Annotated in this window: 15 protein-coding genes; 5 read left to right on the top strand and 10 right to left on the bottom strand. The window is 48.4% G+C overall.

Annotation, left to right across the window (positions count from 1 at the left end):
- Nucleotides 1-75 precede the first annotated feature (75 nt).
- The 7 genes from polA to dprA form a co-directional block, all read right to left on the bottom strand.
- Nucleotides 76-2841, bottom strand: coding sequence for a DNA polymerase I (gene polA / locus BM359_RS07515; protein WP_054488903.1), 2766 nt, complete (start codon nt 2839-2841; stop codon nt 76-78).
- Nucleotides 2842-3240: 399 nt separating this feature from the next.
- Nucleotides 3241-4080, bottom strand: coding sequence for a shikimate dehydrogenase (gene aroE, locus BM359_RS07510; protein WP_054488905.1), 840 nt, complete (start codon nt 4078-4080; stop codon nt 3241-3243).
- The gene (gene hemF, locus BM359_RS07505) at nt 4077-4991 is read right to left on the bottom strand and encodes an oxygen-dependent coproporphyrinogen oxidase (RefSeq protein WP_054488906.1); all 915 of its coding nucleotides are present in this window, start codon (nt 4989-4991) and stop codon (nt 4077-4079) included. Before hemF ends, aroE begins: the two co-directional genes overlap by 4 nt.
- On the bottom strand, nt 4984-5544 hold the full coding sequence (locus BM359_RS07500) for an L-threonylcarbamoyladenylate synthase type 1 TsaC (protein WP_054488908.1): 561 nt from the start codon (nt 5542-5544) through the stop codon (nt 4984-4986). The genes hemF and BM359_RS07500 overlap by 8 nt, the downstream gene beginning before the upstream one ends.
- Before the next feature lie 27 nt (nt 5545-5571).
- On the bottom strand, nt 5572-6084 hold the full coding sequence (locus BM359_RS07495; protein WP_054488910.1) for a DNA topoisomerase family protein: 513 nt from the start codon (nt 6082-6084) through the stop codon (nt 5572-5574).
- Complete coding sequence (locus BM359_RS07490) at nt 6084-6557, bottom strand: DUF494 family protein (RefSeq protein WP_054488912.1); 474 nt, start codon at nt 6555-6557, stop codon at nt 6084-6086. The genes BM359_RS07495 and BM359_RS07490 overlap by 1 nt, the downstream gene beginning before the upstream one ends.
- A gap of 3 nt (nt 6558-6560) precedes the next feature.
- A complete protein-coding gene (dprA, locus tag BM359_RS07485; RefSeq protein WP_234972473.1) occupies nt 6561-7598 on the bottom strand; it encodes a DNA-processing protein DprA in 1038 nt (345 codons plus the stop codon).
- Between the two features lie 62 nt (nt 7599-7660).
- Here dprA and def point away from each other — a divergent pair, with 62 nt between their 5' ends.
- The 4 genes from def to trkA are packed head-to-tail and all read left to right on the top strand — an operon-like array spanning nt 7661 to nt 11833.
- Nucleotides 7661-8185, top strand: coding sequence for a peptide deformylase (gene def / locus BM359_RS07480; protein ID WP_054488917.1), 525 nt, complete (start codon nt 7661-7663; stop codon nt 8183-8185).
- On the top strand, nt 8185-9135 hold the full coding sequence (fmt, locus tag BM359_RS07475; RefSeq protein WP_054488919.1) for a methionyl-tRNA formyltransferase: 951 nt from the start codon (nt 8185-8187) through the stop codon (nt 9133-9135). The genes def and fmt overlap by 1 nt, the downstream gene beginning before the upstream one ends.
- Nucleotides 9132-10460 (top strand): 16S rRNA (cytosine(967)-C(5))-methyltransferase RsmB, encoded by a 1329-nt coding sequence (gene rsmB / locus BM359_RS07470; protein ID WP_054488921.1) that lies wholly within the window; start codon nt 9132-9134, stop codon nt 10458-10460. The genes fmt and rsmB overlap by 4 nt, the downstream gene beginning before the upstream one ends.
- Nucleotides 10457-11833, top strand: a complete 1377-nt coding sequence (gene trkA, locus BM359_RS07465) for a Trk system potassium transporter TrkA (RefSeq protein WP_054488924.1) — start codon at nt 10457-10459, stop codon at nt 11831-11833. The genes rsmB and trkA overlap by 4 nt, the downstream gene beginning before the upstream one ends.
- On the opposite strand, the gene BM359_RS07460 is transcribed toward trkA, so the two are convergent.
- Genes BM359_RS07460 through BM359_RS07450 form a run of 3 tightly spaced genes read right to left on the bottom strand, consistent with a single transcriptional unit; the run spans nt 11830 to nt 15759 of the window.
- On the bottom strand, nt 11830-12447 hold the full coding sequence (locus BM359_RS07460) for a YigZ family protein (protein WP_054488926.1): 618 nt from the start codon (nt 12445-12447) through the stop codon (nt 11830-11832). The genes trkA and BM359_RS07460 overlap by 4 nt on opposite strands.
- The gene (pepQ, locus tag BM359_RS07455; RefSeq protein ID WP_054488928.1) at nt 12440-13798 is read right to left on the bottom strand and encodes a Xaa-Pro dipeptidase; all 1359 of its coding nucleotides are present in this window, start codon (nt 13796-13798) and stop codon (nt 12440-12442) included. The genes BM359_RS07460 and pepQ overlap by 8 nt, the downstream gene beginning before the upstream one ends.
- A gap of 11 nt (nt 13799-13809) precedes the next feature.
- A complete protein-coding gene (locus BM359_RS07450) occupies nt 13810-15759 on the bottom strand; it encodes a transglycosylase SLT domain-containing protein (protein ID WP_054488930.1) in 1950 nt (649 codons plus the stop codon).
- Between the two features lie 135 nt (nt 15760-15894).
- Here BM359_RS07450 and fadB point away from each other — a divergent pair, with 135 nt between their 5' ends.
- On the top strand, nt 15895-18051 hold the full coding sequence (gene fadB, locus BM359_RS07445) for a fatty acid oxidation complex subunit alpha FadB (RefSeq protein ID WP_054488932.1): 2157 nt from the start codon (nt 15895-15897) through the stop codon (nt 18049-18051).
- Nucleotides 18052-18060: the final 9 nt, after the last annotated feature.

The following is an 18060-nucleotide window of genomic DNA, read 5'->3' as shown; positions in this document are numbered from 1 at the left end:
ATTTTGTGAGGGAGGATTAATCCCCTCACTTATTGTGACTAGACCCTTTTTATAAAGTTCACAAAAATCGCAAAATTAATGCGCTTCATCCCAATTATTGCCTTTACCCGCCTCTGCAATTAGCGGCACATCAAGGCTTGCGGCTTTTTCCATGACATCGGTTAATTGTGCAATATAATCATCCAGCTTGGCCTCTTTTATCTCAAAGACCAACTCATCGTGAACCTGCATTAACATACGTACGTCATCCTGACATTTATTGGTATCAATCCAGTCGGCGACTTTCAGCATTGCTTTTTTAATGATATCCGCAGCGGTTCCCTGCATCGGCGCATTAATGGCAGCCCGTTCCGCACCTTTCCTGCGAGCTCCGTTGCTGGCTTTAATATCCGGCAAAGGCAAGCGGCGACCGAACAGGGTTTTCACGTATCCCTGCTCTTTTGCCTGTTTACGGGTATCTTCCATGTAGCGCAGCACACCGGGGAAGCGTTCAAAGTACTTATCCATATAGTGTTGAGCTTCATGGCGGGCAATACCCAACTGACGCGCAAGACCAAACGCAGACATACCGTAAATTAAGCCAAAGTTGACCGCTTTAGCCTGACGGCGTTGGTCATCCGTTACCTCCTCGGCTTTGCAGCCGAACACTTCCCCGGCTGTTGCCCGGTGAATGTCCAAGCCTTCAGCAAAAGCCTTTAGCAACGACGCGTCCTGAGATAAATGCGCCATAATGCGCAGTTCAATCTGGCTATAGTCAATAGCGACAATCTTATAACCTTGCTCAGGAACAAAGGCCTGACGCACCCGACGCCCCTCAGCTGTACGAATAGGAATATTCTGCAAATTCGGATCAGTGGAAGACAAACGTCCGGTTGCTGTGACCGCCTGCTGATAAGAGGTGTGTACCCGGCCGGTGTCCGGATTGATCATCTTCGGCAGCTTATCGGTATAAGTGGATTTTAGCTTCGACAAGCTTCGGTGCTGTAAAATAACATCTGGTAAAGGGTAGTCATGCGCCAGCTCATGCAAAACTTCCTCCGCCGTTGACGGAGCCCCCTTCGGGGTCTTTTTCACAACCGGAAGTTCCAGCTTCTCGAAGAAAATGCGTTGCAACTGCTTGGTCGAACCTAAGTTGAACTCCTCACCGGCAATCTCAAACGCTTTTTTCTCTAAAGCGTCAAGCTTCTCGGTAATTTCCTGACTTTGTTTACCCAGTAAATTAGCATCTATACGTACACCATATTGTTCCATATCGCACAATACGGGAACTAAAGGTACTTCAATATCAGTCAGTACACTGTGCAGTTCGCTGCCAACATCTTTTACCTTGTTCCACAATACATCATGCAATCGGAACGTAATGTCTGCATCTTCAGCCGCGTATGGGCCCGCCTGTTCAAGATCGATTTGATTAAAGGTCAGCTGCTTAGCACCTTTACCGGCTATCTCTTCGAAACTGATCGTCTTGTGGTTCAGGTAATGCAGGCTCAAGGTGTCCATGTCATGACGGGAGCCGACACTATTAAATACGTAAGATGCCAGCATGGTGTCATTTAAAATACCGCCTAAACGAATTTTATAACGGCGCAAAATATGGGCATCGTACTTCAGGTTTTGCCCAACCTTCTGCGGCTTGTCCGCTTCGAGTAGAGGCTTCAACTGCTCCAGCAGCCAGTCGCGACCGACTTGCTCAGGGGCTTCCATATAATCATGGCCAACCGGAATATAGACCGCTTCACCCGGAGCGGCAGCTAACGACACGCCGACAAGCTCGGCCTGCATATAATTCAGGCTCGTCGTTTCGGTATCAAAAGCAAAGTAGTCACATTTCTTAAGTGAGGTTAAATAATCACTCACTTCCTCTTCCGTCATTAAAACACGGTAAGCGTCCCGGTTAATGTCGCTGACGGGCTTTTCAACTTCAGCTTTACCCAAAGCCTGGTCAGTTGCTGCCCCACTTTCCATAAGCTCACCAAGCCAACGGCGAAATTCACACCGGCTATATAACTCAGCCAGTTTTTCGCTGTCTGCCGTTTGTATGGTCAACTCTTCCGGCTGCAACTCCATAGCCACATCAAGCTTAATGGTTGCCAACTCCCGGGACATAAGCAACTGATCTTTATACTCGTTCAGTTTCGCCGGCATGGTTTTCGCGCCACGAAAGGACAGTTCGCTTACCGCATCGACATTTTCATAAATGGCATCAATGCTTGGAATTTGTTGCAACATTGCCTGTGCCGTCTTTTCGCCAACTTTTGGCAGCCCCGGAATATTATCGGAGCTATCGCCCATTAGCGCTAAATAATCAATGATCTGCTCCGGCTTCACGCCGAATTTTTTCTCTACGCCTTCAGGATCCAGCAAGGTGTCAGTCATTGTGTTAATTAGCATGACATGTTCGTTAACCAGCTGTGCCATGTCCTTGTCACCGGTACTAATTAACGTAAACCGCCCTTTCTCTCCGGCCTGTCGGGCCAAAGTGCCAATAACATCATCCGCTTCAACATCGTCAATGCATAACAGCGGCAGCCCCATTGCTTTCACAATTTCATGCAGAGGTTCAATTTGTGTGCGTAAGTCATCGGGCATTGGCGGACGGTTTGCTTTGTACTCCTGGTAAATATCGCTACGGAAGGTTTTACCTTTCGCATCGAAAACCACCGCCATATGGCTGGGTTTATAGCGTTTCAATAAGCTTCTCAGCATATTAACAACGCCATAAACAGCGCCGGTTGGCTCGCCTTTGGAATTGGTTAAGTGCGGTGGCGCATGAAAGGCGCGAAACAAATAAGAGGAACCATCGACGAGAATAAACGGATTTTCGGGAACAGATGTGGCCATAGTTAAAAACCTAAATTAAGCGTTACCTATAGGATGCCACAGAACGGTAATTCAGGCCACTGAGCAGAGTGTGTATAACCTGTTAATAAGTCTGTTAACAACGACCGATTCCACAGCCGGAAATTAAAATTTCCCCGTGTCTAAAGTTCACTTAAGTTATTGATAGTGTGGGATTTAAAACGGCAGGCATCCCTAAATGCCTAGTACTTTTTATTATTATGCTTCACTGTGGAAACTATTCTGTTTACGCCCTGAAATGGAAGGAAGTACATCGCAAACAGGTCAAACAGATTACCACAAAATCAGTAATGATCTACTGCCAAATTCCGTTTTTTTATAACCTTTTGTTCCTCATTTCTCTTTACTTATAAAAAGCAAAGAAAAACCTTTTTTAATCAACTAACTACGAGCTCGCAAATGCGCCATAACAAATGCGGTATCGGGGCGTTCTCCCCCCATCCAGAGTTGATAAGATGAGGCGGCTTGCTCAACTAACATACCAAGCCCATCGCTAACATTTTCACAGCCAGCCTGACTCAGCTGCTGCATAAATAACGTCGGCTCATCAGAGTACATTAAGTCATAACCTGAGGCTCCCTCAGCGAGTTGGGGAGGCAAAGCTAAACGCTGTCCCATTAAACTGCTGCTGGTGGCATTAATCATCAGGTCAATTGGCTCATTAATTTCCAAAGCCGATGCAAGCACCTGAATACGGTCAGCGGCTAACACACCCAGGTTTTCCAGCTGAGACTTCAGCATCAGTGCTTTATCGACAGTCCGGTTCACTAAATAGATACGGCGAGGCTGTTGCTGCAACAGCAAAGGCAATACTCCCCGGGCTGAGCCCCCCGAACCGAAAACAACAAGTGAGCGCTCACTTACTTTGAAACCTTTTTCTTTCAAGTCTTTAATTAGGCCTTCACCGTCGGTATTGTCACCCAGTAATTGACCATTTCCCGTTGCAACCAGAGTGTTGACCGCGCCAGCCTCTTGCGCTCGCTTCGTTAATTCAGTTGCGAATTCCGCGGCTTGCTGTTTAAAAGGTAGCGTGACATTTAACCCTTTCCCGCCACTGCGAAAAAATTGAGCTATGTTTCGGGAAAATCGCCCGGGAGTCGACAAGTAACGACGGTACTCAACCGGATGCTGTTGCGCTTTCGCGAACAACGAATTGATACGCGGAGACAAACTGTGCTCAATTGGGTTTCCAAAAACCCCAAGATGAATAAGAGGCTTCATAGGGCTAACCAGTCCCGTGGTTTCAGATAGTAACTGGTCAGTTTTTCCTCGGCCGAGTCCGGTTCCGGATGCCAGTCATATTCCCAACGAGCCAGCGGTGGCATCGACATCAAAATAGACTCGGTTCTGCCACCCGTTTGTAGCCCGAACAAGGTTCCGCGGTCCCAGACAAGATTAAACTCAACATAACGTCCACGGCGATAGAGCTGGAAATCGCGCTGCTGCTGTGTGTACGTCAGGGCTTTGCGACGCTCAACAATCGGTAAGTATGCTTTGGTAAATGCATCGCCCACCGCTTTTATTACAGCAAAGCACTCGTCAAAAGAGCGGTCATTAAGGTCGTCAAAGAAAATACCGCCCACGCCACGAGCTTCATCGCGATGTTTAAGATAGAAGTAATCGTCACACCAGGCTTTATATTCCGGATAAAGCTTTTCATCAATGCAGTCCAGAGCGTCTTTTGCCTGTTGGTGCCATTCGACGATGTCTTCTTCAAATGGATAAAAGGGTGTTAAATCAAAGCCACCGCCAAACCACCAGACCGGCTCTTCGCCTTCTTTTTGCGCAATGAAAAACCGCACATTCATATGTACCGTAGGTACCATGGGGTTTTTGGGGTGCATTACCAGAGAAACACCACAGGCATTGAAGTCTCGACCTTCCAGCTCAGGACGGTGAGCTGTTGCCGATGCAGGCATTTTCTCACCGTAAACGTGCGAAAAACCGACGCCGCCCTGCTCAAAAACCTCGCCGTTTTTTATGATTCTGGAACGGCCGCCTCCGCCGCCGGGTCGATCCCAGCTGTCTTCCTGAAAGTCTTGCTGACCATCGGCTTGCGCTAACTGTTCACAAATAGCGTCCTGCAACGACATCAGGTAGCTTTTTACCTGCTTTAAATAGTCACTATGCATCGTCTCTGACAACCTGATTATTAAATGGATTAATGATACGAGTTGGATTAGCAGCTCCACCAGTCGCTTCATCCATGATCCAGTCCACGCTGTCACCAAATTGCAGACGCACTTCGGCTGCCGTTCTTGCCGGCTCCTGGCCTGTTAAGTTGGCACTGGTAGATACCAAAGCATGACCAAGTGCACGGCAAAGCTCTCTGACAGGCTCATGCGCACTAACCCGCACGGCTATGGTGTCTCTGCCGCCAGTTAATAATGGCGATACACTTTTTCTTACCGGAAGAATTAAGGTGACGGGGCCCGGCCAATGAGACAAAACACTGAAACGCTTGTCCTGCGGAATAGCCGAGTCTTCAACAAAAGGAAGTAATTGGCTGTAGTCAGCAGCTATTAAAATGAGCCCCTTTTCAGCAGGTCGCTGTTTCAGGCTTAGCAATTTTTGAATAGCAACTTCATTGGTTGGATCACAGCCCAGTCCGAATACTGCTTCTGTCGGGTAGGCAATAACGCCTGTTTTTACTGAGTTATGCGCTGCTTCCCACTTATCTGCCATAATATACCCTCCTCTTAAGGAGTCAGATTATAGCGCGTCCGACTTATAGTCGCATTGCTTTTGCGGACAGACTTTTCGAATTCCTGCAGCGGACTTCTTTTTAACCAGCAGTGGGTATTGGCATTTAGGGCAGGTTTCATCAACCGGTGGTTGATTCACTGTAAACTGGCATTTGGGATACTGATCGCAGGCGTAGAATACGGTGCCGCGTCGTGATGTTTTTTGATGCAGCTGACCACTGCCGCATTCCGGACAGGTAATAGCGTTCTCTTCGTCAGCATTGGGTTCGGTCACAAACTCACAGTCGGGAAACCCGCTACAACCAACAAATAAACCATAACGGCCACTTTTTAATTGCAGCTCTTTACCACACTCCGGACAAGCAACACCAAGGTCCTCGGGTTCAATTTCAGATTGTTCGCGAAGACCTCGTTTATAGTCGCAGTCAGGGTACCCTGTGCAGCCAAGAAAGCTGTTATGTCCAACATGTTTAATGACCAGCGGTCGCTCACAACGCGGGCAGCGCTCATCTGATGACATTAATGCAAGGGCCCTTCAGCTTCCTCAAACAACAAACCTTCCATTTGGTCGTAGGCGGCTTCCTGACCGGGAACATTAAACAGAACCATCAGCACAACCCATTTCAGGTCATCCAGAGTAAAGTTCGCAGTTTCAAGTTCCATTACACGATCAATAACCACTTCGCGGGTCGCGAAATCTAACACACCCAGATTTTCTAAATACATTAAGAAACCACGACTCTGACTATCTAACCGAGACATCTCCGCCGTTGTATAAATACGGGTAGACTGCTGCGGGGCAACATCCAGGTAAGACTTGGTTTCCATTTCTTGTAAGTCGGCCAGGCGCTCTAACCACGCCAAAGCCTTCTGGATTTCCTGGTGACGAAAACCAGCCCGTGTAAGTTCATTGGTTAACTCATCGTGATCAACCACAACTTCCATTTCGGAATGAATGTAGTTTTCAAACAAGTACATGAGGATATCAAACATACTTTAGCGCCTCCCCACTTTGATATAACCGCCTGGTACGGCTGCCACTAGCCCTTCTAATTCGAGTAACACTACTTTCTCCATGACTTCAGCAACCTCGAGTCCGGACAATTGTACCATGTCATCAATTGTTCGTGGCTCTGAACTCAGACTAGCGAACAATCGATTGTTTGCCAAGCTTTCATCAAGATATTGTCGCTCTTCTGAAACCGGTGCTTGAGCTGGGTTAATCGAAAACCACTCTAGAACATCCTGTGGTGTGTTGATTAACTTTGCCCCCTGCTGTATCAGCCAATGACACCCCTGATGCTCCGGCAACAAAACCGACCCGGGAACAGCACCGACTTCACGCCCTTCATTCAACGCGTGTATTGCCGTTGAGAGCGAACCACTTTTACGGGCGGCTTCAACCACAACAACCGCCTGACTAATACCACTAATAATACGGTTACGCCGGGGAAAATGATCTGTCCGGGCGGTTTGTCCGGGCGGAAACTCAGAAATTAACAAGCCCTGATGGGCAATGAAATCCTGCAAGGCTTTGTTTCGTCGAGGGTAGTATTGATCAATTCCGGTACCCAAAACGGCAATGGTTTTGCCTTTGTCTGCGGCAGTTTTGTGCGCCTGGGCATCAATGCCCATTGCCAGGCCGCTCACCACAACAATACCCGACGCGACCAGTTTTTCACTGATCCAGTCAGCAACCTGCAGCCCGCTATGGCTCGCTTTGCGGCTGCCTACAACCGCCACACAGACCCCTTTAAGCAACTCTTTCCGACCTCTGTAGTAGAGTAACCAGGGCGGATTGCTGATTGCTTTTAACGATGCCGGGTAATCGTCGCTGAAGTAAGATATAACGCCCTGATAATCACTTAGACACCAGTTCTCAGCCGCTTTCAGCCAGCGCGAGTCTACCGGTTTTAGCGATTGCCCCCATCGCTCAAACAGCGTTTGCCAGCTGTCACACTCCCGTGCCGCTTTCTGTACCTTGTTTGATGCGCGTGTCATCCCCATTAATACACATAATTCCTGTGTGTTCACAGACTGTCCTTGACCTACCGATTTAAGGTAAACTAAGGGTAGATGAAGATTTGGAGGTTCTAATGGCAAAAATGACGGTTCTGAAATATCCAGACGAACGGTTACGCAAAGTCGCACAGCCGATTGACAAAGTGGATGACAGCATCCGCTCGGTTATCGATGATATGTTCGAAACTATGTATGAAGAGCAAGGCGTTGGCCTTGCCGCAACTCAGGTCGATGTTCACAAGCGTTTGTTTGTTGCTGACTGCAGCGAAGATCAGAACGAACCGCTGGTGTTTATTAACCCGGAGATAACCGAAGCCGAAGGTCATTTCAAGAATGACGAAGGTTGCCTGTCGTTTCCCGGCGTTTATGCAAAAGTAGAACGTGCGGAAAAAATTACGGTTACGGCTTTAGATAAAAACGGTGAACGTTTCAGTCGTTCGGCAGAAGGCCTTTTAGCTATTTGTATTCAGCACGAAATTGATCACTTAGAGGGTAAACTCTTTGTCGATTATTTATCGCCACTGAAACGCGAGCGTATTCGTAAGAAATTAGAGAAAGAACAGCGTTTGGCTGAAAAGTATGCGGCGGAAGCACAGTAATGCGGATAGTCTTTGCAGGCACGCCCGATTTTGCCGCACAACACTTACAGCAATTGCTTGATGAATCTCATCAGATAGTCGGTGTTTACACCCAACCCGACCGCCCTGCTGGACGCGGCAAAAAGCCGCAACCGAGCGCCGTTAAGAAACTGGCAGTTGAACACCAACTACCCGTTTACCAGCCAGAGTCGTTAAAATCGGAAGAAGCTCAGTCGGCTTTAGCAGAGCTAAAACCTGACGTAATGGTCGTTGTTGCTTATGGTTTATTGCTGCCGCAAGCCGTGTTGGATATCCCGGCCAAAGGTTGTCTGAATGTCCATGGCTCTTTATTGCCTAGATGGCGAGGTGCAGCTCCTATTCAACGCGCCATATGGGCAGGAGATTCAGAGTCAGGCGTTTGCATTATGCAGATGGAAGCAGGCCTGGATACTGGTCCGGTACTGCATGAAGAACGATGCGCTATTAGCCCGCAGGAGACCTCCGCTTCGCTTTACCATAAACTTGAAAGCCTTGGTCCAAAAGCGTTAATCACAGTATTAGCAGACCTTGAAAGTTATCAACGCCAGGCCAAACCGCAAAGTGACAGCGAAGCCACCTATGCAAAAAAGCTGACTAAGCAGGAAGGCAAAATAGACTGGACGCAGCCGGCCGCATTTATTGAACGCTGCGTAAGGGCATTTAACCCCTGGCCCATGAGCTGGTGTCAGTCAGACAATTTAAAGGCTCAACAGAATACGATTAAAATTCATGCTGCTGAATTAGTTCAGGGCGCCAGTAACAAAAGGCCCGGAACTATTATTAGCAGCACGCACCAAGGTATAGACATTGTCACTGGCGATGGTCTTTTGCGTATTACCCAGGCACAAATGTCGGGCAAAAAGGTGCAGCCGGCCAGTACGCTGGTTAACGGCTACAGCAACGTATTTAGCCCCGGACTGGAATTACAATGAGTCAGCAGAAGAAATCCGAAGGCAGCGGTCACGGTGCACAAAGCCGGGCGGCGGCTGCGAGTGCCCTGTTTCAGGTTTTAGAGAAAGGCGAGTCGCTTTCGGCGGCCCTGCCTTATGCAACCAGCAAATTACCCGATGCGGATAAACGTCTTGCCAGTGCGATTAGTTACGGTGTTTTGCGCGTTCTGCCCAGCCTTAATCGCTTGGTTGGCGCAAAATTGGATAAGCCCCTCAAAGGTAAGTTAAAAGTATTGCATTACCTGTTACTGGTTGGTGCCTATCAATTGTATTGCCAACGAATTAAAGATCACGCTGCCGTAAGTGCAACCGTAGAAGCCGCTCGTATACTGGGTAAAAGAAACCATAAAGGCTTAGTGAACGGTATACTGCGTCAGTTATTGCGCGAAGCTCCTTCAGCCGATGACTCACACCAACGTGAGTTACCCGGTGATTCAATGCAGAATCATCCTCGCTGGTTATTTGATGCCATTAACAATGACCACCCCGAGCATGCCGATAACATTCTGGCGGAAAACAACACTCACCCGCCTATGTGGTTACGTGTGAATGAGCGATTTTCCACTCGCGATGACTACTTACGGCAGCTTGAGGATAGCGGCATTGCAGCAACGGCTGATGCCAGCGCAATCAATGCAATTCAATTGCATGCGCCCTGTCCGGTAGAGAAACTCCCCGGCTTTGCCCGTGGCCATGTGTCTGTACAGGACAGATCCGCTCAGCTGGCAGCAGACTTTCTAAATGTAGATGCTGCGCATCGTGTACTCGACTGCTGCGCCGCTCCCGGCGGTAAGTTACTCCATTTATTGGAACGGCACAGCTTTGAACAACCGGTTCAGGCTATTGATATCGACCCCAAGCGCCTTGAGCGAGTGGATGAAAACCTGGAGCGTGCTGGTTTAAGCGCTGTTATTCACTGCGCAGATGTCGCCACGACCAATGACTGGTGGGACGGCGAGCAATTCGACCGCATACTGCTGGATGCCCCCTGCTCCGCAACCGGTGTGATACGCCGACACCCGGATATTAAATGGTTACGCCGCGCTGAAGACATCAGCGAACTGGCAAAGTTACAGAAGCAGATACTCAGCTCACTTTGGCCACTACTTAAGCCAGGCGGAGAACTGCTGTATGCAACCTGCTCTATTCTGCGTCAGGAAAACCAAACTCAAATTGAGTCTTTTCTACAGCAGCAATCTGGTGCTAGTCTGATACCTATAACAGCAGAGCATGACACACTGCAATTGCTTCCCGGACAATATGGCGGGGATGGTTTCTTTTACGCGAGACTGAAGAAAGCCCAATGAAAATAATCATACTCGGTGTTGGCCAGGTCGGCGGCACATTGGCAGAAAACCTGGTTGGTGAGCGCAACGACATCACCATAGTTGATACCAATAACGACTTACTGGACGACTTGCAGGACAAATATGACTTGCGTGTTGTCGTCGGTAACGGCGCTCATCCGGACGTATTGCGTAAAGCTGGTGCAGACGACGCAGATTTGCTGATTGCCGTAACCAGTAGCGACGAAACCAATATGATTGCCTGTCAGGTTGCTTATTCCATTTTTAATACACCGAAAAAGATAGCCCGAATCCGCTCCGAAGAGTATATCCGTTATAAAGATCAGCTATTTCATAACCAGGACGCGCCGGTCGATCACATCATTTCTCCGGAACAGTTAGTTACTAACTACATCAGACGGTTAATTGACTACCCCGGCGCTTTGCAGGTTATGGAGTTTGCTAACGGTCGTGCCAGTTTGGTTGCGGTCCGGGCTTACTATGGCGGCAAGCTCGTCGGGCACGCAATTTCTACTCTGCGGGAGCACATCCCCAATATCGACACTCGAGTCGCGGCCATTTATCGTCAGGGCAAGCCTATCCGCCCGACAGGAACCACTATTATTGAAGCCGATGACGAAGTCTTCTTTATTGCAGATACTCGTCATATCAGCACGGTAATGCAGGAACTGCAGAAACTTGAAGACAAATACCGACGCATCATGATTGTCGGTGGTGGCAATATTGGCGCAGGTCTGGCTAAGCAGCTGGAAGTTGACCACAGGGTCAAACTGATAGAGCGCTCTGAAGCGCGCGCCGAAGAATTGTCACAAAGCCTTGAGCATACATTAATCTTCCGCGGTGACGCCTCCGATCAAAAACTTCTGGAAGAAGAGCACGTTGAGGATATTGATGTTTTCATTGCGGTAACCAACGACGACGAAGCAAATATCATGTCGGCTATGTTGGCTAAGCGCATGGGTGCCCGCAAAACCATGGTACTGATTCAGCGCAGTGCTTACGTTGACCTGGTTCAGGGCGGTGAAATTGATATTGCTATATCGCCACAACGCGCCACCGTTTCAGCGTTACTCACCCACGTACGCCGTGGGGATATTGTGAATGTGTACTCGCTGCGTAAAGGCGCGGCTGAAGCCATTGAAGCCATTGCACATGGTGATGAAGACACCTCTAAGGTCGTCGGAAAGGCCATTAAAGACATTAAACTTCCGCCGGGTACCACTATTGGCGCCGTTGTTCGGGGACATGAAGTACTCATGGCGCACAGCGAAACCATTATTCACTCGGACGACCACGTTATTCTGTTCTTGCTGGATAAAAAGTACATTGATCAGGTTGAGAAAGTCTTCCAGCCCAGCGCAATGTTCTTCTAATTGAGAGGCTTTAGCTGAACCCGGCCTCGGGTAGCGGCCTGTAGTTTTTTCTGCAGCGTCTCTACCTCTATGGGTCTTAATAACACAGTCAGCAACACACTCTCTCCGTATTCCGACGAGGCTGTTTCAACACCGGCTTCAAATAAAATAGGCTCTACATCGCCCTGGTCGGTATAGGCAAAGTGCAACTGAAACCCCTGTTTGAAAACCCGACGTTCTTTTTCAAGCTCCGCTAACGCAGTGACGGTCGCTTCCGTATAGGCTCGTTGAAGGCCTCCAGTCCCTAACTTTACGCCGCCAAAGTAGCGCACCACTATTGCCGTAACCTCCCCTACACCACTGCTTTGCAGTGCCATAAGCATGGGCCTTCCTGCCGTTCCGGAAGGCTCTCCGTCATCACTGGAGGCTAAACGTTGGCTATTATTCGGAGCAGAAAACACGGAGGCTGAACAGTAGTGCGAAGCTTTTGGCCACCTTCTTTGTACTTCAGTTAAAAATTCAGCGGCGCTGACTTCATTGTCGGTATGCGCAAGGCAGGCGATAAAACGACTGCCTTTTATCTCTATTTCAACTTCAGCTTCAGAGACCGGAATATCGTAATCTTGATCATGCAAGACGGGTAACCTTTTTCACGTAAGCATCCAAAGACGTTTGTCGCGTAAGGTTATCATTTCGTTCCCGATAGATAACAATGTTATCTTCAATCCGTACACCGCCAAATGGCCGAAACTCATCCACCCTCTTCCAATTAATAACGTGCTTATCGCGAGAACTCGCCAGCTTTTGCAGTAAAGGCTCAATAAAGTAAATACCGGGTTCAATGGTATACACCTGCCGCGGCTCGACAGTACGGGTTGTTTTTAATGTAAGGTGGCCTGTTGGCGACGGTATGGGGGTTCCCCGCTCGTCAGCCTGAGCAGCGCCAACGTCGTGCACTTGCAGTCCTAGAGGGTGGCCCAGGCCATGCGGGAAAAACACGCTCGTTATGCCGTCTTCAATCATTTGCTCGGGACTGCAACTGACAAAACCAAAGGCAAAAAGCACGTTAGCAATTTGCTCGTGAGCCAACTGATGTAATACAGGAAACTCCATACCTGGCTTCATTTTATCAATAAGCGCTAACGTAATTTGGTCAAGAGCCGCTATCAGCTCTTCATACTCATTATGCTCTGCCGACCAAGTCCGGCTAATATCGGCAGCGTAACCGCAAACCTCAGCGCCGGCATCAACCAACATCGACTTTAACGACACTTGTGATTTTTTATCCGGTAACCAATGGTGTAAAACACTCGCGTTCTTATTTTGTCCAATAATATGATTGTACGGTACTTCATTCTGCCCTTGCCGTGTCGCCGCCATATAATTCAACAGGCAATCAAACTCGGAGTCGCCTTTAAAAAAGGCCTCTGCCGCGGCAATATGTCCTTCTGCGGCAATATGGTTGGCTTGCGCTAAGCAGGCTATTTCATAGTCTGTTTTGAACAAACGATGATAATGAAAGAAGTGAAGAACCGGGTCTGGGTTGATGTTCTCAAAGCCTAGCGCTTTTGCTACTTCAATATGTTCACCCAGGTAGGCGGCGTTTTTCTTATCATAAGGTAAGAGCTTTTCTATAGCCTCAGGCGAACTGATGTGTTCCACGTGGAACTCTTCTAGCCAGGGCTCACTTTCTAAATTTGCTGTTGTATGCCAAAAGTCCGGAGCATTAAGCAAAACAAGCGTCGGACGAGTGTCTGGTTTTATAATGACCCAGGCATTAGGAAGCTGCGTTTCCGGACACCAAGCCTTGAAATGAGGATTCGCACGAAAAGGATAATTCATGTCGTCCAGAAACCAGCGTTTTTGCTGGCCTGAATGTATTGCGAGTAAATCTAAATTTTCTCGTTTGCAGAGTCGCTCCGCACGGGTTTGAAGCTGCTTTATATGGTCAGGAAATAACGGCCACAAATCTGCTGTCGCAGTCATATTGAATCGCCTTATTCAGTCTCAACAATGGTCATATCAACAACTTGCTCAAACAAATTATCCTCGTTACCACCTAACATCCTATAAATTTGTTGGTAACTCAATACCGCTTTTACATAATCTCGGGTTTCATGGTAAGGGATGGTTTCAACCCACTCATCGGCATAAACAGGCTCTTCCGGTAGCCACTCTCTCACACGGTAGTATCCTGCATTATAGCTTGCCGTAGCTAATAGCCAGTTATTCTCAAACCGATGTTTCAGGCGACTCAAGTAATGAGTTCCTAATCGCACATTGACCGACGGGTCATTTAAACGACGCCAACTGTTGTTTTTGGTATCCAGTTGTTTGGCGGTGCCGGGCAGTATTTGCATTAAGCCTCTGGCGCCCGCGCTGGAATAAGCATCATGCCGGAAGTTGCTTTCTCGCCGGGTAATGGCTAAAGCCCAGTTTTCATCTATTCCTGCGGCCTGTGATGCCCTTCCTAATATGTCTTTATAAGCTAATGGGAAACGAATGCCCACGGCGTCAAAATGACCAATTTGCGCTAATGTCCATATGGCTTGATCGTGCCACCCCCACTCGCTGGCAAGATACGCTGCGACCTTTTGCTCTTCACCATCAAGTTGAGTTAATAAGTGATTCCACTCTCTCCTTGCGTCCACCCAGCGCTCAAGCTGAATAAGCTCGTATGCACGCTGGACACTCGGATGGTTTCGAATCTGTTCAAGCTGAACCACACTCACCTCAAGCTTTTCGTGCTCAAGACTAACCGGTTTCTGTAACCTTGCAGAGGCTAGAAAGCCGTAATAATGGCGTTCGTCGGATAAATCTTCGTAGAGTTGCTGAGCAACTAACGCATTCCCTGTAATTTCCTGCGTACGCGCAAGCCAGTAACGCCACTGATTCCCTTGCCGAATAGCAACGGGGAGACTTTGGATAGCATCACGCAGGCCTTCGTAATCTTTGTCTTTAAGGTAAATAGCTAAACGCCACTGAAGAACTCGCTCATTTAGGGCATTAACGGGAACACGGTCATGCCAGACGCGCGCTTCCGGATGAGACTTCAAACTTAGCGCAACCGCAAACTCTTCTGCTATGCGTTCTTCCTGCGCCTCTGAAAAGGGTAGCTCGGGCTTCAGTTTTTTATAACTGCGCAGAGCAATATCTTCATCTCGCCAAATAAGCTTTGTCAGTGCAAAAGCAGTTATTTGGGCTTCTTTTTCAGGGTAACGTCCCTTAAACCAGGAACCGTCTTCAATGGCCGCCGGTGAATACCGAACTTTATGATAAAACTCTCCCAGATATTGCTGTAACTCGGGTAGTAATCCTGTGAGGTAAGGCAGTAACGTTGGGTTACCATGCTCAGCGGCCAACTCCACCCTGTTCCAAATTTTTTCGTCGGTTCGCCCGTTGAGATTTTCCCATTCCTTCAAAATGGGATCGCAGGCCGAAGGAAGCGAAAAACCGTGTTCCCAAATAGCATCAACCTGTCGGCGGAAGGGTCCGTCTTCCAAACCTTTTTCTCGTTGCGCTTCAATAAACTGGCAACGGTGAGTCAAAGTGCCCGGATGCCGAAAGTCGCGAATAAAGCGTGCATGCTCTTCTTGCCCTGCCAGGTAAGTAAGCCAGGGCTGCCTTAGCTGCCAGTCGAGAGGTGTATTGTCGTACTTTTCCAGAAAAGCCAAAACCCGGTCTTCATTAGCCAGGTAGCCCACCTGTTCTAGTCTCGCCAACTCCAGATATGGAACTAATGGATACCCTTCCAGCTCCTGCAGTAACTGACGATATTCATTCAGACGACCACGCTTAGCGGCGTATTCTGCTTTTTTGAATAGCTCACGCTGCTGCTCCCGTTGTTCATTATCAACAGGCTCAGACTGGGCTGCACCACTACTAAACAGCGATAGCGCGAATAATAATGGCGCACTGTAACGTATGATAAACGACTGCTTTTTCATTAATTCAAACGCATGTTTAAATAACCGTTGAAAAATTGGCGTATTCGCGCCAAACTCTCTCTACCTTAACCCAAAGCTATAGCAGAATCAGTTTCTTTATAGCAACAAATTAATGGAAGTCGTGGGAGACCCAAGATGATCTATCAAGGTGAAAGCATTCGGGTCGATTTTATCGAACCTGGTTTCGCAGAATTACAATTTGATGCGAAAGGCTCGGTTAATAAATTCGACCAGGCAACATTAGAAGAATTCAGTGAAGCACTGACAAAATTACAAAACACTGACGATTTACGTGGCGTCATTGTCACCAGCAGCAAGTCGACCTTTATTGTAGGCGCTGACATTACTGAGTTCCTGACACTATTCTCTGATCAGGAAAAAACCCGCAGCTGGGTCGCAAAAGCATCACGCGTATTTGACCAACTGGAAGACCTGCCGGTACCCACCGTTGGTGCGGTTAAAGGCTTCGCGTTAGGCGGCGGCTGTGAGGCACTATTAGCCTGTGACTACCGTGTAGCGGATACCACAGCAACTATCGGCCTACCAGAAGTTAAGCTGGGCCTTATCCCGGGCTTCGGCGGTACCATGCGTTTACCACGCGTTATTGGTCCGGACAACGCTTTAGAGTGGATCACCACAGGTAAGAACAATAAAGCACTTGATGCATTGAGCGTTGGCGCTGTTGATGCCGTTGTTGAGCCAGAGAACCTGACAAAAGCAGCGTTGAATTTAGCGAAAGCTGCCGCTGCCGGCGAGCAAGACTGGAAAGCCAAGCGTCAGCCTAAGTTAGAGCCGTTAAAAGCCAACGACACCGAGTTGATGATGACTCTGGTTACCGCTAAAGGTTTAATTGCAGCCAAAGCCGGTAAACACTACCCGGCACCGCACAAGGCGTTAGAAGCAATTGAAAACGGCGCACGCGAACACCGTGAAGGCGCATTAAAAGCTGAAAACAACGCATTTTTCGATCTGACCCAAACTGAAGCGTGTCAGGCACAGGTTGGTATCTTCCTGGCGGACCAGGCGGTTAAAAGTAAGTCTAAGAAGTACGCCAAAGCAGCAACCAAAGAAATCAAAACAGCGGGTGTTTTAGGCGCAGGTATTATGGGCGGCGGTATCGCTTACCAGTCTGCCCTTAAAGGCGTACCGGCTGTAATGAAAGACATTAAGCAAGACGCTTTAGATTTGGGCATGAAAGAAGCTGGCAAGATCCTGAAAAAAGGTGTTGAGCGCGGTAAGGTGAACAACGAGAAGATGATTAAAATCTTATCTTCTATTACACCTACGCTGCTGAACGATGCCGTTAAAGACGTCGATATTGTTGTTGAAGCCGTTGTTGAGAACCCGAAAGTTAAAGGTTCGGTGCTGGCTGAAATTGAAGGCGTTATCAGTGATGATGCTATTTTAACGTCAAACACCTCGACCATTTCTATTACAGAGCTCGCTAAAAACCTGAAGCGTCCTGAAAAATTCTGCGGGATGCACTTCTTTAACCCGGTACATAAAATGCCGCTGGTTGAGATTATTCGTGGCGAGAAAACTTCAGATGACACTGTTAATGCCGTAGTAGCCTATGCATTGAAACTGGGCAAAACCCCTATCGTTGTTAACGACTGCCCGGGCTTCTTAGTGAACCGCGTATTGTTCCCTTACCTGGCAGGCTTTGCCGGTATGGTTGATGAAGGCGTTGATTTCGTCGGCATCGACAAGGTTATGGAGAAGCAGTTCGGCTGGCCTATGGGTCCTGCGTACTTGAGCGACGTTGTCGGCATCGACACGGCGGATCATTGTACCGTTGTTATGGAAGCAGGCTTCCCGACCCGCATGAAACGCGACGAGTCCAGCGCCATTGCTAAGCTGGCAGCCGCTGAGCGTTACGGTCAGAAAAACGGTAAAGGCTTCTATGTTTACGGCACCGACAAAAAAGGTAAGCCAACCAAAGAAGCTGATCCGGCGACTTATGAGTTACTAGGCTGTGAACAAGGCAAAAAGCTGGACGCAGATGAAGTCATTGCTCGCTGCATGATCCCAATGGTGAACGAAGTGGTTCGCTGTCTGGAAGAAGACATTGTGGGCTCTGCTGCCGAAGCAGACATGGCGTTGCTTTATGGCTTAGGCTTCCCTCCATTCCGAGGCGGCCCTTTCCGTTATTTGGAAACGCTTGGCATGGACAACTTTATTCAACTGGCAGACAAGTACGCGCACCTGGGTGAAATTTATCAGGTTACCGACGGCATGCGCGAAATGGCTAAAGCCGGTAAATCTTACTTTGACACAACCAGCGCGAAGTAAGGCTTGAGG

The organism is Idiomarina abyssalis, from assembly GCF_900116625.1.
Lineage (GTDB): Bacteria > Pseudomonadota > Gammaproteobacteria > Enterobacterales > Alteromonadaceae > Idiomarina > Idiomarina abyssalis.
The sequence above is the reverse complement of the archived record's forward strand: the minus strand, read 5'-3'. Positions and strand labels throughout refer to the sequence as shown.

Excerpts from the sequence above, each read along its gene's own strand:
- polA (WP_054488903.1), bottom strand. The coding sequence starts at position 2,841 with ATGGCCACATCTGTTCCCGAAAATCCGTTTATTCTCGTCGATGGTTCC.
- aroE (WP_054488905.1), bottom strand. The coding sequence starts at position 4,080 with ATGAAGCCTCTTATTCATCTTGGGGTTTTTGGAAACCCAATTGAGCAC.
- hemF (WP_054488906.1), bottom strand. The coding sequence starts at position 4,991 with ATGCATAGTGACTATTTAAAGCAGGTAAAAAGCTACCTGATGTCGTTG.
- BM359_RS07500 (WP_054488908.1), bottom strand. The coding sequence starts at position 5,544 with ATGGCAGATAAGTGGGAAGCAGCGCATAACTCAGTAAAAACAGGCGTT.
- BM359_RS07495 (WP_054488910.1), bottom strand. The coding sequence starts at position 6,084 with ATGTCATCAGATGAGCGCTGCCCGCGTTGTGAGCGACCGCTGGTCATT.
- BM359_RS07490 (WP_054488912.1), bottom strand. The coding sequence starts at position 6,557 with ATGTTTGATATCCTCATGTACTTGTTTGAAAACTACATTCATTCCGAA.
- def (WP_054488917.1), top strand. The coding sequence starts at position 7,661 with ATGGCAAAAATGACGGTTCTGAAATATCCAGACGAACGGTTACGCAAA.
- fmt (WP_054488919.1), top strand. The coding sequence starts at position 8,185 with ATGCGGATAGTCTTTGCAGGCACGCCCGATTTTGCCGCACAACACTTA.
- rsmB (WP_054488921.1), top strand. The coding sequence starts at position 9,132 with ATGAGTCAGCAGAAGAAATCCGAAGGCAGCGGTCACGGTGCACAAAGC.
- trkA (WP_054488924.1), top strand. The coding sequence starts at position 10,457 with ATGAAAATAATCATACTCGGTGTTGGCCAGGTCGGCGGCACATTGGCA.
- pepQ (WP_054488928.1), bottom strand. The coding sequence starts at position 13,798 with ATGACTGCGACAGCAGATTTGTGGCCGTTATTTCCTGACCATATAAAG.
- BM359_RS07450 (WP_054488930.1), bottom strand. The coding sequence starts at position 15,759 with ATGAAAAAGCAGTCGTTTATCATACGTTACAGTGCGCCATTATTATTC.
- fadB (WP_054488932.1), top strand. The coding sequence starts at position 15,895 with ATGATCTATCAAGGTGAAAGCATTCGGGTCGATTTTATCGAACCTGGT.